Raw genomic sequence first — 15,708 nt, 5'->3', positions numbered from 1 at the left:
GAAGCGGATGTAAATTTGATTTAGTGAGGCAAACTCATTCCCCGTGAAGCTAGCTTCACGTAGAGTGAGATTTACCTCACTCTTTTTACGGAACTTCGGTTGAGCGCGAAAAATAGTGAAGCGAACTTCACTATTTAGTGAGTTTGGTTCACGAGACTGAATGTGTGTGCGGACGGACGGACAGACAGACAGACAGCAGTAACCCTAATAACGTTTATTAACGAGGTGAATCGTTTATGACGAAAACGATGCATACAGGGCCGGTTAAGCTGCCGAAACGGCCGGATCCGAAGCTGTGGGTCAGCAAAGCGCCGTTCGGTCTGGGGCGTATTAAACCGCATCATATTCGTGACACAATCAAGGTTGTTTGGGATAACCGCGATAATCTGCCTTATGCATACCGGATTTTAACGCAAGGAGTATGCGACGGCTGCGCGCTCGGCGTATCCGGGCTGTATGATCAGACGCTGGAAGGACCGCATATCTGCACGACAAGGCTTAATGTGCTGCGGCTGAATACGATGCCGGCCATTAAGCCTGCAATGCTGCATGCGGATATCGAAGAGCTGCGGAAGCTCGGAAGCTCGGAATTGCGTAAGCTTGGAAGGCTGCCTTATCCGCTTATCCGCAGCAAGGGGGAGCGCAGCTTCCGCAGGCTGTCATGGGATGAAGCGCTTGATCGCATCGCAGCCAAAGCGCGGGCAATCGATCCGAAGCAGCTGGCATTTTACTTAACGGCGCGCGGGATCACGAATGAGTCGTATTACGCAGCGGCCAAGGCGGCGCGTCTAATCGGCACGAACAATATCGATAATGCATCCCGCATATGTCACTCTCCTTCCAAGACCGCGATGAAGCGGTCGGTTGGAGTCGGCGCTTCAACGTGCAATTATAAGGATTGGATCGGGACGGATGTGCTCGTCTTCTGGGGAAGCGTGGCGGCAAACAACCAGCCGGTGTCGACGAAGTATATGTATGCCGCTAAGCGGAAAGGGACGAAAATTATCGTCATTAATCCCTATCGCGAGCCGGCCATGGAAGGCTACTGGATTCCGTCGATACCGGAATCCGCTTTGTTCGGCACGAAGCTGGCCGATGACTTCTACCAGGTCAACATCGGCGGTGACATTGCGTTCATGCACGGCGTCATGAAGCAGTGGTTCGAGATGGAGGAAGAGCAGCCCGGCTCAGCGATCGATCATGCTTTTGTTAGGGAGCATGTGAATGGATATGAGGCACTTAAGCCGCATGTACTGCAGCAGAGCTGGGAGCTGCTTGAGAAGTCGTCCGGGCTGACGAAGGAGCGGATGGGTGAATTCGCAAGGCTGCTTGCGGCGTCGAAGTCCGGCGTTTTTGTGTGGAGCATGGGGCTGACGCAGCACCGGTTCGGGACGGATAATATTTCGCAGGTTGCAAACCTTGCGCTGCTGAGGGGCTTTCTCGGCCGTGAGCATTGCGGCTTAATGCCGATACGCGGCCATAGCGGCGTACAAGGCTCCGGCGAAATGGGCGCCGATCCGTTCAGCCTGCCTGGCGGCGAGTTTAAAGGAGCAGACATTAGCCGCATTGAAAGCCTTTGGGGCTTTAAGCTGCCGGAATGGCAGGGCGATATCGTAGGCGTGTCGCTGGAAAATGCACTTCTGCCCGAACGGCATGAACGCAAGCTGAAGCTGTTCTATACATCGGGCGGCAACTTTATCGAGACGATGCCGGATCCTGATTTTGTGAAGCGCTGCCTAGAGGCAGTTGATATAAGGGTACACCAGGACATCGTATTGAACAGCTCGACGCTGCTTGATGCGCAGGAGGAGGTGATCGTCCTTCCGGCGATGACGCGATATGAGCAGCCGGGCGGCGGCACTTCCACGTCTACGGAGCGGATGGTTTATTTCTCGCCGGCCATCGACGGTCCGCGTATCGGAGAGGCTCGCGCGGAATGGCAAATATACGCCGATCTGGCTGCTCGTATTCGGCCCGAGCTTAAAACAGCTATTACCTTCAATGATGCCGAAGCGATCCGCAGAGAAATTGCGCTCAGCGCTCCCCTTTACGACGGGATACAGCATTTGAATAAGCAAGGCGATGTGTTTCAATGGGGCGGAGCATGGTTGTGCGAGGGCGGCATTTGTCCGACCGTTGACGGAAAGGGCAATCTGCTGGCGATCGAGCTGCCTGAGCTTCGTAAGCCGGAGGGACACTTTTATGCTACAACAAGGCGGGGCAAGCAGTTCAATTCAATGATTTATGGGCAAAAGGATGCTTTCAACGACGCTGGCCGCTACGATGTGCTGATGAATGAGACGGATGCAGCAGAGCTCGGTATCGCGGAAGGTGACGCGGTTGTCGTCTACAACCGCAGCGGTACCTTCCACGGCAGAGCCAAGCGCGAAGCCATTGCGCGAGGCAATATCGAGCTGTACTGGCCAGAGGGCAATTACCTTTTCCACAGAGGGGTGTATGAGCCGCATGCGGGCATTCCCGAATATAACGCATCGGTCGTCGTGGAGCGGGCGGATACGTATCATGCTTTGAAGGACACGAAATATACAGAGAAGCGGATCGAGGAGCTGGAGATGGAGCCTCCCGCATAAGCAGAAGCCAAGAAGGCAGAGAGGGGGAGGCGGCTCTGACGGAAAATTCGAACACGACGAAGTGGCGCATACTGAAATACGACGGAAGCGCGCACTTCGAGATGGACGACGAGATCGCGACGGAATTTGCGCTTACATTAAAGCTGGATGGCGAAGAGTTTGCGACTTTAGTGTGCTCGCCGTCCCATTTGCAGGAGCTGGTCATCGGCATCCTCGCTTCAGAAGGCGTTATTCGTTCAGCCGGTCAAGTTAAAGCATTGTCCATCCACGAAGATACAGGCTTTGCTTATATTGAACTCGAGCATAAGCAATCAGTGAGCCGCGATTATTATACGAAACGGTTTATCGGCTCTTGCTGCGGGAAGAGCCGGCAGTTTTATTTTCACAATGATATGCTGACCGCGAAAACCATCATAACCCGCACGCGAATTAAAGCCGGGCAGTGCATTAAGTTTATGCGGGAGCTGCAGGACAGCTCGCCGGATTTCCGCAGCACGGGCGGCGTTCATAATGCGGCGATTGGCACTTCGACCAAGCTGCTGGCCGTCCGGACGGATATTGGCCGCCATAACGCGCTCGATAAGCTGTTCGGCTATTGCCTTCTGCACCGGCTCCGTACCTCGGATAAGGTGATCGCGTTCAGCGGCAGGCTTTCCTCGGAAGCGGTGCTGAAGGCGGCTAAGATCGGCTGCGGCATTATGCTCAGCAAGTCTGCACCGACCGATCTCGCGCTTCGTCTCGCAGACGATCTTGGCATAACGTGCGTAGGTTTTATTCGTAGCGGCGAAATGAATGTATATACGCATCATGAACGGATTGACTTTACCAATTGATTGACAGGTTGGAAACGATTGTATATCATGTATCGAAAATCAATATAGATAGAGAAGGAGTTAAAGATGCTTCGACGATTTTTTGCCTATTATAAGCCTTACAAAAAACTGTTCCTGCTCGATTTCTGCTGTGCGGTTCTGCTCGCCTTTCTGGAGCTGTGCTTCCCGCTCGCGGTCAGCTATGTCATTAATACGCTGCTGCCTGCCCAGGACTGGGGGCTGATTCTAACGGCTTGTGCAGTTTTGCTTGTCGTTTACGTCGTAAATACGCTATTGAGTTTTGTAGTTACCTACTGGGGCCACATGCTCGGCATTAATATTGAAACCGACATGCGCAAAAAGCTGTTCGATCACGTGCAGAAGCTGAGCTTCCGTTTCTTCGACAATACGAAGACGGGCCATCTGATTTCTCGCCTGACCAATGATTTGTTCGAGATTGGCGAGGTGGCGCATCATGGGCCGGAGGATATGTTCATCGCTTTGATGACGCTGCTCGGGGCATTCGGCATTATGGCGTACATCAATCTTGAGCTCGCGGTTTTGACCTTCGTCATCATTCCTATCATTATATGGCTTGTCCTGTATTTCAACGGCAGAATGACGAAAGCGGTCGAACGTCTTCTCTCGGATATGGCTGACTTCAATGCGCGCGTCGAGGACACAGTAGGAGGCATTCGCGTTGTTCAGGCCTTTTCGAACGAGAAGCATGAGAAGAAGCTGTTCAAAGCGAACAACCTGCGTTTCCGGGAAGCAAAGCTTTTTTCGTATAAGCTTATCGGCTTGAATGCTTCCATAACGTACATGCTGATGCGCTTAGTTTCGGTATTTGTGCTTATCGCAGGCGCCTGGTACGTGCTTCAAGGGAAAATGAATTACGGTGATTTTGTCGCATTCGTCCTCCTGACCAACATCTTCTTCAAGCCCATCGAAAAAATTAATGCCGTTATCGAGAGCTATCCGAAAGGAATCGCCGGCTTCAAGCGGTATATCCAGCTGCTGGAAACGGCGCCTGACGTTGCGGATAAGCCGGGTGCGGCTGAGGTAGACCGGTTAAACGGAGATATTCAGTACCGCGGAGTTACTTTTGGCTATGAAGGCGAAGCGAAGGTGCTTCAAAATATTGATCTGACTATTCGCGCAGGCGAAACGATCGCATTCGTCGGACCTTCTGGTGCCGGCAAAACGACGCTGTGCAGCCTGCTGCCAAGGTTCTATGAAATTGAGGACGGCAGCATTTCCGTCGATGGCTACGATATCCGTGACCTGAAGCTGGAATCGCTGCGGAAGCAGATCGGTATCGTGCAGCAGGATGTATTCCTTTTCGCGGGCACGATTCGCGAGAATATCGTCTACGGGAAGCTGGGAGCATCGGATGAAGATATTTGGACGGCGGCCCGGCGGGCGCGTCTGGAGGAATTCATCCTGGCTCAGCCCCAAGGGCTGGAAACGGTTGTCGGCGAACGCGGCGTGAAGCTTTCCGGCGGACAGAAGCAGCGGCTTGCGATTGCGCGGATGTTCTTGAAGAACCCGCCGATCCTCATTCTCGACGAAGCGACATCGGCGCTCGACACGGAGACCGAGGCTGCGATTCAGCAATCGCTAGCTGAGCTGTCCGTTGGCCGTACGACGCTCGTCATCGCACATCGGCTGGCAACGATCAAAAATGCCGATCGCATCATCGTTGTCACCGAGGACGGCATTACCGAGCAGGGCCGCCACGAAGAACTCGTATCGGCAGGCGGCATTTACAGCCGTTTGCACCATGCGCAGTTCGGCAATAGATAAGCAAATAGGCAGTCAGGGTGGTCATAAAAGACCGCACGGCTGCTGATTTTCTATATGTTGGTATTTTTCCGGTTGAAACGAGCAATCTCCATCACACCTTGCATAGGACGAGTTTGTATAACGGTAATTTTTGGTCTTATTCACACTGAAACAACTTCTGACTCTCCAAAAACCGATGAATAACGCCTATGGTTTGCTCTATTTCAGTCAGTAACGCAGAAATAGAGGATCTAGCGCCATTTATTCTTATCCTTTGTCGCTGAATTGACGAGCCGTACGATGCGGTATAAAATGAGTAAACGATTTTTTTAAATTCTAAGAATTTATAAGTTTCACACTTATATCTGCTTAGAATTCTCCGCGAAACGACACTTCGCCTCCAGAGGACGGCGAAGCCGTTTACGCTTGGCGCTGATTCGAAAAAGAGAAAGAGAGAAAGAAGGTTGAGAGGGATGGGAGTCCTGCAGAAACAGCTGTCGCCGCTCGTGCAGTCGCTTGATTTGAAGCCGCATATCGAAGGCGGATGGTACAAGGAGATTTGGAAGGCCGGTTTTGAAATACCGCAGGAGGTGCTTGGCGCTCCTTATTCAGGGCCGCGATTTGCGGCATCATCGATCTATTTCCTGCTTCACCCTGAGGAGTTCTCCGATTGGCACACGGTTTATTCGGACGAGCTGTGGATGTGGCATTCCGGCAGTCCGCTAATGCTGACGCTTGGCGGCACAGAAGCTGCACCGGAGATAAGAAAAGAAATTATTGTTGGCCCGGATGTGCAAGCAGGTCATCAGCCGCAGGCGTTAGTACCGGCGAACGAATGGCAAATGGCGCGGCCGCTGGGCGACGAGCCTGTACTCGTATCCTGTGTCGTAGCGCCAGGCTTCCATTACGATGATTTTAAGCTAATCAAGAGATAGTCCGCAGCAGGCAGAAGATGGGAATTACTTCTATAAAGGCCATCCATTTGGCTCCTGACTATATACCATTTATGAAAAAAGCAACTGCTCAGGTTTTGATCGCCTGGGCAGTTGCTTTTTCGTTAATGAGGTTAATAGTAAAACTTGTTATGCAGGAAGCTTGATTTTTTGTCCGGGATAGATGAGATCGGGGTTTTTCAATTTGTTAATGTCGCGAAGCACCTGCCATGTTGTTCCGTATTTTTTGGCAATGGCCCAAAGCGTATCGCCTTTTTTCACGATATAGACGGCTGCGACAGGTTCAGGCTTCGGCTTTGGTTCGGGCTTTGGTTCTGGTTTAGGCTCTGGTTTAGGCTCCGGCTTTGGAGTAGGAGGGACTGGCTTCGCACCTTCAGTTATGCGGCCTTCTACGATAGGATTCGCTTTGCCGAGCCTTTGGATGTAAGCAATCAGCGCCTCGTCGAGCGCGCCGTACATGCCAGCTTGAGGATATTTGCTGAACATCGTATATTCATCGCCGCCGGCAGCAAGGAAGTCATTGGTTGCCAGCGTATAAGTCGCTCTATCATCCAGCGCTTTGCCGCCTACCTTAACGGTGTGGACGCGATCGCCTTTGGCGGCTGCCGGATCAATTTTAAAAGTTAGCCCGGCGACTTGTGGGAAGGCACCTTTCGCGTTCGGATAGTCGGATACGCCGTTCTCCAATGCGGCCTTAATATCCGCTCCAGTTACTTTGACCGTAACAATTTGATTGCCGAAAGGAAGGACGGTAATGACTTCGCCTTTCGTAATCATGCCAGCATCAATGGATGAACGAATGCCGCCGCCATTCGTGAGCGCCGCATCGGCGCCTGTAACGTCAAGCAAGGCGTCGGCAAGCAGGTTGCCGAGATTCGTTTCGCCGGCGCGAACCTTCTCGCGTGCACCTTCGAGCAATACGGCCGTTTCCCCAACCTCTTCAGCAAGAATTGCTTCCTGACTCTTTTGAACGGATGCTACAAGGGCAGCAACAGCGGCATTTGGCACAAATTCTGCGGCTTCCGCCTGATTGATAAGCGTCGCTTGCTTCTTCGTGACCTTGCCGTTATCGACCCATAGGTCGACGACGCCAACATACTTCGTGTATTCGCCTGCGCTTACGATAAGCGTTCCGTTATCGGCTGTAAGCCCGTCCTCGAGTACGGTATGGCTGTGACCATCGACAAAAATATCGATGCCGGCCACTTCCTTCGCCACCTTCAAGCTCGTATCGACGCTTGATTTGTCCTGTCCAAGGTGACCGACAGCAACGATAACATCGGTCTTGTCCTTAAGCTCGTCTACGATCAGCTGCGCTTCTTTAGCCGGATCGGTGAAGGTGATGCCTTCAACGTTTTTTGGATGCGTTTTGTAGGCAGTCTCCGGCGTCGTCAATCCGAAAATGCCGATTTTCACACCATCAACAACCTTAATGATGTAAGGCTCGAACAGGCGGCTGTCGTCTGCTGCTTTTACGTTTGCGCTAATCATCGGGAAAGTAAGCTTGCTTTTGAGCTCAAGCAGTTTTTTGGAGCCGTAATTGAATTCGTGGTTGCCGGGGGCCATTACATCGTAGCCCATTTTGTTCATGACATCCACGACGCTTTCGCCGTTCACGAGCGTGGCGAAGGTGGTGCCGTGAATAGCGTCTCCGCCGTCAATGACGAGGGTGTTGGCGTTTTTGCTTCTGTAGCTATCGATAATACCGGCAATCTTGGCTAAACCCATCTCACCGCTTGCCGCTTCTGCGGCTCTGGCATGCATATCATTCGTATGTAATAGCGTGATGTGTTTACCGGCTGGGGCCGGCATGTCTGCGTCTGCAGCCGCAGCGCTGCTCGTTGCCCCTAGCAATAATGCACCGGTAAGCAGTGCGGGCAGCAGCCATTTTGAATGTTTGCGCATCCATTTTTCATCCTTTCACGATATATTTGTAATAGCATGGTTCCACACTATATATTCTACCAGTTTCCAATTAAAACCTTTTTGAATATTCGGTTAATTATAAGTAAAGGCTGTCTCAAAGGTGTTTCTTCTACTGGGAGGAATCCGGATCGCTAATCGACAGTCTGTAAAACCCATAATAAAAAAAGGCTGTCCTCATGGACAGCCCTCGCAATCTTAATCATATTAAACGTTAATCGCGCTAACGGATGCTTTCACCAGTGCAATAAATTTCGGTCTGGCTTGTTCAGCGACGCGCACTACCTGCTCATGCGTCAGGGGCTCAAGCTCATCGCCGATAGCCATGTCCGTAATGCAAGTGATGCCGGCAACGCGAATTCCGCAGTAGTTAGCGGCGATGACTTCAGGCGCGGTTGACATGCCGACGGCATCGGCTCCCCAACCAGCCATCATCGAAAGCTCGGCAGGTGTACAGTAGGTTGGACCAGATATGCTTACGTACACTCCTTGCTGCAGCTTAATGTTCAGTTCGGCCGCTTTGGCGGCAACGATTCCGCGAAGATCGCGGTTATAGGCCTGGGACATATCCGGGAAGCGGGGACCGAGCTCAGGTATGTTGGCTCCCATCAATGGATTGCTGCCCGTATTGTTGATATGATCCGTTATTAACATGAGATCGCCGGCAGCGAACGAGCGGTTCATGCCGCCAGCCGCATTCGTTACAAGCAGCGTATCAATGCCGAGCTGCTTCATGACATAGACGGGGAAGACGACCTCTTTCATCGAGTATCCCTCGTAATAGTGAAAGCGGCCTTTCATAACGATAACATTCTTACCCTCCAACTGGCCAATAACGAGCTCGCCGGAATGACCTTCTACCGTAGAAACGGGAAAGTGGGGGATTTGCCCGTAAGGAATAACAAGTGCTTCCGTCACTTCATCGGCCATTACACCGAGACCAGAGCCGAGAATCAAACCGATTTGCGGCGATGTTTGCAGTTGGTCGCGTATGTAGGCCGCAGCTTCATTTATTTTGCTTAACATATTTTCCATGGGTGATGTACCTCCTAAAGTTAGTGAAGCAAAGCTCGCTTCGTATTCGAAAGCTTTAGCTGGAATGATATTACAGCATTACAATCATAGCGTATCGCATGAGCAAAAGTAAACCAACGGCTTTTTCGGAAGGATGTCATTGTTGTTTCGGACAAAGCTTCGTATAATGAACATTATTATGCGTATCTAGTCCACATAATTGGATAGGATAGGGACGAGAAGCTATGAAAATGAAGCGGAGGAACAAACCATGAGCAACAATTACTCGCCAGCTGAAGTAGCGGCAATGATCGACCATACGATATTAAAGGCCGATGCGACGAAAGAAGAGATTTTACAAATTTGCCGCGAGGCTAAGCAATATCAATTTGCAACCGTATGCGTCAATGCGGGATGGGTTGCGGTAGCAGCTAATGAGCTGAAGGGCTCGGGCGTCGGTATCACAACGGTGGTGGGCTTTCCATTAGGCGCTACAACGACAGCATCTAAAGCGGCGGAAGCTAAATTTGCAATTGCAGACGGCGCAACGGAAGTAGATATGGTTCTAAACATCGGTTTGTTGAAATCGGGAGACTTGGAAGGCGTACAGCGTGACGTCGAGGGTGTCGTTGAAGCCTGCAATGGCCATGCCGCAGTTAAGGTTATTTTGGAGACGGGTCTTCTGACTGACGAAGAGAAGGCAGCAGCTTGCCAAATTTGCAAAAAAGCTGGAGCCGACTTCGTTAAGACGTCAACCGGCTTCGGCAAAGGCGGAGCTACCGTAGAGGATATCGCACTTATGCGCCGCACGGTAGGGCCTGATATGGGTGTAAAAGCATCCGGCGGCGTACGCGACCGCGAAACGGCGCTGCAAATGTTTGCGGCTGGCGCAACGCGCATCGGCACTAGCTCTGGCATCGCGATTGTGACCGGCGGCAAGGGCGAAGGCTACTAAAGTCTAAGTAGGCAAGCTCCGTGATTTATCTTGTATAGTTGGATGTTAAAGGTGAAAAGGCTGTCCCACATTAGTCGATGACGGGGCAGCCTTTTATTGCTATCGTGGATTTTATCCAGCATAGGGTCAAAATTACGGCGGCACGATAGGCTATATTGGATTTTGTACAGTAATCCGCCCAGTGAGTGAATAATGAATCATCGTTACTGCAAATATCCAATATAGCCTCAAAAGAAGTGACGCCGCGTTATTAACGCTCGCAGCTAATGGTCAGGTTGGCGCGCAGCGCTTCGCCGGCACCCAGCATAACGAGCTCCTCTTGACGATTCAGCTCACCCGTCTTGGCCATCCACGGCTCCGCGCACACGAAAGGACGATCCTTCGCCGACCACAGCACCATGTATTTGAAAATATCATCGTAAGTCATGCGGACGCGCGCATCCGGAGCTACAGGGAACGAGATCTCGCTCTTCTTCGTATCGAGCAGGCAGACGGACTCCACGAGCCCTTCCAAATCAATCACACCATCGAATGGTTTCTCCGCGTTATCGTTGTAATCGAAATAACGGGTCGCATCCGTTTCATATGTGATCCGCTTATCCGAAGCAATCGCAAAATAAGGGTGGAAGCCCGCATAGAACGGCATAGCTTCAGATTCGCTCAAATTGCTGTATTGCTGGCGCGAATGTAATTTTCCGTCCTGCAGAGCGTAAGTGAACAGCAGCTCGAACGCAAATGGATAAGCTATCAGCGTTTGCTCATTGCTGCGCAATCGAATCGTGATCGAAGCCTCGCCATCGGTCTGAGTGTCAACGACTTCCCACACAGCTGTACGGGCGACGCCGTGGTTTGCCATTTTGTACGGCTTCCCGTTCCATTCGTAGGAAAGCTCCTCGAGCTGGCCGCAAATCGGAAATAAAATCGGATTGCCGCCGCGAATATTTGCAGTAGGGTGCTCGAACGTAGCTTTGTCCAAATAAAACAGCTCCAGTCCGTTCAACTGGCAGCCAATAACGATACCGCCTCTTTCCGGACATACAAGCACGCGAGAAGAGGTGCTTTGTTCCGTTAATTCATAAAGCGTATACGTGTCTTTAAAGCTTCTTACTTCGTAGTTACTCACTTTGTTCCCTCCAATAAGATAAGTATGTTTTTCCACAATCATACCACACTCTGGATAGGCAGGCGTTGCCCTTTTACCATCGCCTATAGGGTTGTTTCACTATCCCCGGCATTAGCCAGTCTACTTCAAGCAGGTGCAATGCAGGTTTCAAAATGGACGAATCTATAAAATCATCCATCTACGCCAACCCCGGTTTACTAGAATAATATAAATTAACTTCAGAGAGAGAAGCAGTGATACAATATGGCATACACAATCCTTCCGGTTCCCAGCTATTATAGACGCGCATTTTACAGCAGCCCGCCTGCGCTCTCTGTTGTCAAAGCCGCCCTTAGCTCCTCCCTCCGAGTGAAGGGGCGGTATTAAAATGATACGATGCGAATAAAAACAAAAAAAGCGGCAGTATTCCATAAGGTCTGACCGACCTGGAGGATACTGCCGCCTTCTATATGCGCAAATTACTGAACGGCTTCGGTTCCAGCTGCGCCTTCGGCAGGCGTTTCGGTTGCAAGCGTGTTTGTAATTTTCGCTTTTTCACGAATTTTTGCCATCCATGCTTCCGAAAGCTCATTTGCTTCCGTAGCAACGAGCTGTTTGCGGATTTCTTCCTTCTTCTCTTCAAAAGTTGGAACTACAGCAGCTTTCTCGGCTGTTTTCTTAATAATGTGGAAGCCATGCTCCGTTTGAACGACACCGCTTAATTCATTAACCTTCAGTGCGAATGCCGCTTCTTCAAATTCAGGAACCATAGCGCCCTTACCGAAGAAACCAAGATCTCCGCCGTTATCCTTTGAGCCTGGGTCGGTCGATTTCTCTTTGGCAAGCGTCGCGAAATCCGCGCCTTGCTTCAGCTCGGCCAAAATGGCGTCAGCTTCTTCTTTGGTTGCCACCAAAATATGCGATGCCTGAACTTGTTCAGGTGTGCCCAGCGATGCTTTGTTCTCATCGTAAAACTTCTGAATCTCTGCGTCCGTTACGTCCGTTTGCGGCTCCAAAATTTTGCGGATCGTCAGGTTTACTTTCGTGTCCTTCTGCAAGGATTCAAGTGTCATGCCGTATTGTGCAAGCGTTGCATTGAATTCCTCGTCAGAGCCAAAGCTCTTTTTGATCAAATCAATCTCGGCAGTTACATCAGCATCGGATACCGTAACGCTGGCCGCCTTCGCTTCTTGCCCGATAAGCTCTTGTGTAATCAGATTATCCAGCGTTGCCGCGCCGCCTGCTAAAACTAATTCATCATAGAGTCTGTCCTTGCTTATATTGACACCGTTAACGGTTGCCACGGTTTCATTGCTGCCTCCAAATGGCGGCTTAATCAGCACGATAATCAGTGCTATAGCCAGGATAGCGGAGATAGCGATCCATGCTTTACTGCTTCCGCCTTTAGGTGCTTGCTGAGCGGCTTCCGTGTTCGAAGGTGCAGCTGCTGCGCGGATCTCATCGTTTGCGTCTTCAGGGAGCTCTTCGCCTGCTTCTTTCAAAAGCTCTTCTTCTATAGCCGCATCTTGCTCCGACAGCTTGTCCTGCTGCTCTTCATTGTCGTACGTGTAGCGCTCTTCTTTCGCAGTCAATTCGTTTTCTTCATCTTTTTTGTTGGACTGCGATTCATTGTTATTCATTCGATAAACTCCCTTCGATTTGCCTGTCTTCACATACTATAACAAAACAAAATTGAAAAAACCTTAATCTAAAATAAAAATATGTCTTGCAACATTTGTCGATTCGTATTAATTGTATAGTTATACCAAGTATGTTTTCAAGTTACAGCGCCAATTTGATGGCTTTAAAGCATTTTTTGCCCGGGTAAACTTCATTGTTTAAAGGAAGCGGGAGGGATGTTATGATAGTTGCAAAAGGCAAACCAGCATTTTCCTACAGCATTCGCGGTGGCTTCTGCTTACTATCATTAACTACAAATCATTTGTAGGAGGGATCGGCTTGCGGAAAAATACGGGTGTATTTATACGGTTAGCAATATCAATGCTCATACCGTCGCTTGGCTATCTGCTGCTGCGGTCGTCGGCGCTCGACAAAAGCATTAATGCACCGCATGAGCATTTTTATATAGTCAGTCTTATATCCGTATTGGCTCTATCTCTCGCGATAGCAGTTGGATTCGTAGCGATTCAGCTGCGTAATATTAAGATTAGCTTTCTATCGTTGTCCTATGTATCGCTAGCAGCGATGTTCGTCCTGCACGGCTTGTCTACCCCCGGTTTTCTGATTCACCATAGCAGCATTTCGACTAATGCCGCTCAGCTTAGCATTTTGTTGGCTGTCGTTTGGCTGTGGCTTTCCTCAATCTCTGTTGATCAACCGCTCATCAGATGGTTGGCAAATTGGCAGCGCATGCTGCTGCCCGTATGGTCGTTGTCGGTTTTTGCTTTCTGCGCTGTGCTTTGGATGTATCCAGACTTGACCCGTTACTTTCATTTGAAAGAAAACCCGGTGAAATGGTACGCGACTTTCTTTATTGTTGGAATGAACGGATGGACGATGTACAGATATTTGCAAACGTACCTGTCATCCCACTTTCCGCTGCAGCTTTCTGTCGTATACAGCTCGGGCTGGCTGATTATCGCCCAGCTTATTATAGTAACCGGGCAAGCCTGGAACGTAAGCTGGTGGTTATACCATTTCATGCTACTGGCATCCGTGGTTGTTATGGTCGTCGGTATTATTTACCAATATGTAAGCTCAAGATCGATCACGGCATCCATCAAGATGATGTTCCGCGCAAACCCGGGAGAATGGATTCGTACATATATGTCTACAAGCGTCAGGGAGCTGGTCATGACGACAGAAGCGCGCGATTCGTATACGGCAGGCCACAATTATCGTGTTGCCTTATATGCGCTAAAGCTTGGAGAAGAGCTCGGCTTGTCATCAAGCCAGCTGCGGGCGATTGCGCAAGGCGGACTCGTTCACGACGTCGGCAAGCTTCGTATCCCTGATCCCATATTGAATAAAACTGGCAAGCTCACGACTGCGGAACGGCAGGTTATTGAGCTGCATCCCGTTTCCGGCTTTGACTTGTGCAAGCGTCTGGGCTTTATGCCGGAAGAGCTTAGCGTTATTCGTTCCCATCACGAAAAATGGGACGGCAGCGGCTATCCGGATCAATTAGCCGGTGAGCAAATACCGCTTCTGGCACGCGTAACTGCAGTGGCCGACGTATACGACGCGCTAACCTCGTCGCGGTCTTACCGTCAGGCAATGTCCCACGAAGCGGCCATGGATATTATCGTGAAGGAGAGCGGACGGCATTTCGATCCGCAATGCGTGCAGGCGTGGGAACGGCTTGTCCAGGAGCAGCCGGATTTTTTCGAGGAGACGCTACGGAACAGCCCGCACTTGAAGCTGGAGCGTAAATTAGCGAGATAACAGGATTTCCTTTTGCTGCCTTACAGTTGTAAAATAGAAGCGTTCCAATTTAAAATTTGGAGGGAAATCAAACATGACTTATCAAGCGGCTAATAATCGATATGAGGGTATGAAGTATAACCGGGTAGGTCGCAGCGGATTGAAGCTGCCGGCTATTTCACTGGGACTATGGCATAATTTCGGCGGCGTTGACCGCTATGAGAATGGACGGGCGATGGTTCGCCGGGCTTTCGATCTGGGCATTACACACTTCGACCTTGCCAATAACTATGGGCCGCCTCCGGGCTCTGCAGAAGAAACGTTTGGACAAATATTGAAGCAGGATTTCGCAGCTTACCGCGACGAGATGATTATCTCGACGAAGGCGGGCTATCATATGTGGGAAGGCCCGTACGGGGAATGGGGCTCGCGGAAATATTTGATTTCCAGCCTGGATCAAAGTCTGAAGCGGATGAACCTGGAATACGTTGATATTTTCTATCATCACCGGCCGGACCCGGAGACGCCGCTGGAAGAAACGATGGCGGCGCTCGATCATGTTGTCCGGCAAGGAAAAACGCTGTATGTTGCGATTTCCAACTATAGCGCGGAGCAAACGGCCCGCGCTTCCGAAATATTGAAGGGGCTCGGCACGCCATGCCTTATTCATCAGCCTTCCTATTCCATGTTCAACCGCTGGATTGAAAACGGGCTGCAGGACGTGCTGGAGCAGGAAGGCATCGGCTCGATTGTATTCTCGCCGCTTGCCGGAGGCTTGCTCACCAACCGGTACTTGAATGGCGTTCCCTCAGACTCGCGCGCAGCAGGTCCAAGCGTATTTTTGAAGACGGATCAAATAACGGATAGTAAGCTGAGCAAGGTTAAGCTGCTGAATGATCTGGCGCAAGAGCGTGGACAATCGTTGGCCCAAATGTCGCTTGCATGGGTGCTGAGAGGCGGCAAAGTGACTTCTGCTTTAATCGGAGCAAGCAGAGTAGAACAAATTGACGATAATGTCGCGGCGTTAAGCCGTCTCGACTTTAGCAAGGAAGAGCTCGGCCGGATTGAAACGATTCTGGCGGCTGATTAAGCTGAATAATAATATAAATCCAATAAACGCTAGAGTCTGGCCCGTGATATGACGGGCTGCTCTAGCGTTTTTCTTCTACAACTTACCGATAAAAGGTAT

At 50.6% G+C, this 15,708-nt stretch carries 11 protein-coding genes; 7 read left to right on the top strand and 4 right to left on the bottom strand.

Annotation, left to right across the window (positions count from 1 at the left end):
- Window positions 1–236 precede the first annotated feature (236 nt).
- The 4 genes from DFP97_RS12210 to DFP97_RS12195 all read left to right on the top strand — a co-directional run bounded on the left by DFP97_RS12210 (window position 237) and on the right by DFP97_RS12195 (window position 6,123).
- A complete protein-coding gene (locus tag DFP97_RS12210) occupies window positions 237–2,591 on the top strand; it encodes an FdhF/YdeP family oxidoreductase (RefSeq protein WP_114380273.1) in 2,355 nt (784 codons plus the stop codon).
- 101 nt (window positions 2,592–2,692) lie between these two features.
- Window positions 2,693–3,424, top strand: a complete 732-nt coding sequence (fdhD, locus tag DFP97_RS12205; protein ID WP_220271156.1) for a formate dehydrogenase accessory sulfurtransferase FdhD — start codon at window positions 2,693–2,695, stop codon at window positions 3,422–3,424.
- Between the two features lie 66 nt (window positions 3,425–3,490).
- The gene (locus tag DFP97_RS12200; protein ID WP_114380271.1) at window positions 3,491–5,209 is read left to right on the top strand and encodes an ABC transporter ATP-binding protein; all 1,719 of its coding nucleotides are present in this window, start codon (window positions 3,491–3,493) and stop codon (window positions 5,207–5,209) included.
- A gap of 461 nt (window positions 5,210–5,670) precedes the next feature.
- On the top strand, window positions 5,671–6,123 hold the full coding sequence (locus DFP97_RS12195; protein ID WP_114380604.1) for a cupin domain-containing protein: 453 nt from the start codon (window positions 5,671–5,673) through the stop codon (window positions 6,121–6,123).
- A gap of 147 nt (window positions 6,124–6,270) precedes the next feature.
- On the opposite strand, the gene DFP97_RS12190 is transcribed toward DFP97_RS12195, so the two are convergent.
- Together DFP97_RS12190 and DFP97_RS12185 are read right to left on the bottom strand one after the other, a co-directional pair.
- Window positions 6,271–8,046, bottom strand: a complete 1,776-nt coding sequence (locus DFP97_RS12190) for a 5'-nucleotidase C-terminal domain-containing protein (protein ID WP_114380270.1) — start codon at window positions 8,044–8,046, stop codon at window positions 6,271–6,273.
- A 225-nt stretch (window positions 8,047–8,271) separates the two neighbouring features.
- Window positions 8,272–9,099: a purine-nucleoside phosphorylase gene (locus DFP97_RS12185; protein WP_114380269.1), complete on the bottom strand. Its 828-nt coding sequence runs from the start codon at window positions 9,097–9,099 to the stop codon at window positions 8,272–8,274.
- 250 nt (window positions 9,100–9,349) lie between these two features.
- Between DFP97_RS12185 and deoC the strand changes: the two genes are divergently transcribed.
- Window positions 9,350–10,033, top strand: coding sequence for a deoxyribose-phosphate aldolase (gene deoC, locus DFP97_RS12180; RefSeq protein WP_114380268.1), 684 nt, complete (start codon window positions 9,350–9,352; stop codon window positions 10,031–10,033).
- Window positions 10,034–10,283: 250 nt separating this feature from the next.
- Here deoC and DFP97_RS12175 read toward each other — a convergent pair whose 3' ends face one another.
- Both DFP97_RS12175 and DFP97_RS12170 read right to left on the bottom strand, forming a co-directional pair.
- Window positions 10,284–11,156 (bottom strand): aldose epimerase family protein, encoded by an 873-nt coding sequence (locus DFP97_RS12175; protein ID WP_114380267.1) that lies wholly within the window; start codon window positions 11,154–11,156, stop codon window positions 10,284–10,286.
- Window positions 11,157–11,614: 458 nt separating this feature from the next.
- The gene (locus DFP97_RS12170) at window positions 11,615–12,775 is read right to left on the bottom strand and encodes a peptidylprolyl isomerase (protein ID WP_114380266.1); all 1,161 of its coding nucleotides are present in this window, start codon (window positions 12,773–12,775) and stop codon (window positions 11,615–11,617) included.
- 319 nt (window positions 12,776–13,094) lie between these two features.
- Here DFP97_RS12170 and DFP97_RS12165 point away from each other — a divergent pair, with 319 nt between their 5' ends.
- Together DFP97_RS12165 and mgrA are read left to right on the top strand one after the other, a co-directional pair.
- The gene (locus DFP97_RS12165) at window positions 13,095–14,540 is read left to right on the top strand and encodes an HD-GYP domain-containing protein (protein WP_245976167.1); all 1,446 of its coding nucleotides are present in this window, start codon (window positions 13,095–13,097) and stop codon (window positions 14,538–14,540) included.
- 73 nt (window positions 14,541–14,613) lie between these two features.
- Window positions 14,614–15,609 (top strand): L-glyceraldehyde 3-phosphate reductase, encoded by a 996-nt coding sequence (mgrA, locus tag DFP97_RS12160; protein ID WP_114380265.1) that lies wholly within the window; start codon window positions 14,614–14,616, stop codon window positions 15,607–15,609.
- Window positions 15,610–15,708: the final 99 nt, after the last annotated feature.

This window comes from Paenibacillus prosopidis (assembly GCF_003337375.1).
In the GTDB taxonomy this organism is placed as follows: Bacteria; Bacillota; Bacilli; order Paenibacillales; family Paenibacillaceae; genus Pristimantibacillus; species Pristimantibacillus prosopidis.
The sequence above is the reverse complement of the archived record's forward strand: the minus strand, read 5'-3'. Positions and strand labels throughout refer to the sequence as shown.

Coding starts and splice junctions, on each gene's coding strand:
- DFP97_RS12200 (WP_114380271.1), top strand. CDS start 3,491: ATGCTTCGACGATTTTTTGCCTATTATAAGCCTTACAAAAAACTGTTC.
- fdhD (WP_220271156.1), top strand. CDS start 2,693: ATGGACGACGAGATCGCGACGGAATTTGCGCTTACATTAAAGCTGGAT.
- deoC (WP_114380268.1), top strand. CDS start 9,350: ATGAGCAACAATTACTCGCCAGCTGAAGTAGCGGCAATGATCGACCAT.
- DFP97_RS12185 (WP_114380269.1), bottom strand. CDS start 9,099: ATGGAAAATATGTTAAGCAAAATAAATGAAGCTGCGGCCTACATACGC.
- mgrA (WP_114380265.1), top strand. CDS start 14,614: ATGACTTATCAAGCGGCTAATAATCGATATGAGGGTATGAAGTATAAC.
- DFP97_RS12190 (WP_114380270.1), bottom strand. CDS start 8,046: ATGCGCAAACATTCAAAATGGCTGCTGCCCGCACTGCTTACCGGTGCA.
- DFP97_RS12210 (WP_114380273.1), top strand. CDS start 237: ATGACGAAAACGATGCATACAGGGCCGGTTAAGCTGCCGAAACGGCCG.
- DFP97_RS12170 (WP_114380266.1), bottom strand. CDS start 12,775: ATGAATAACAATGAATCGCAGTCCAACAAAAAAGATGAAGAAAACGAA.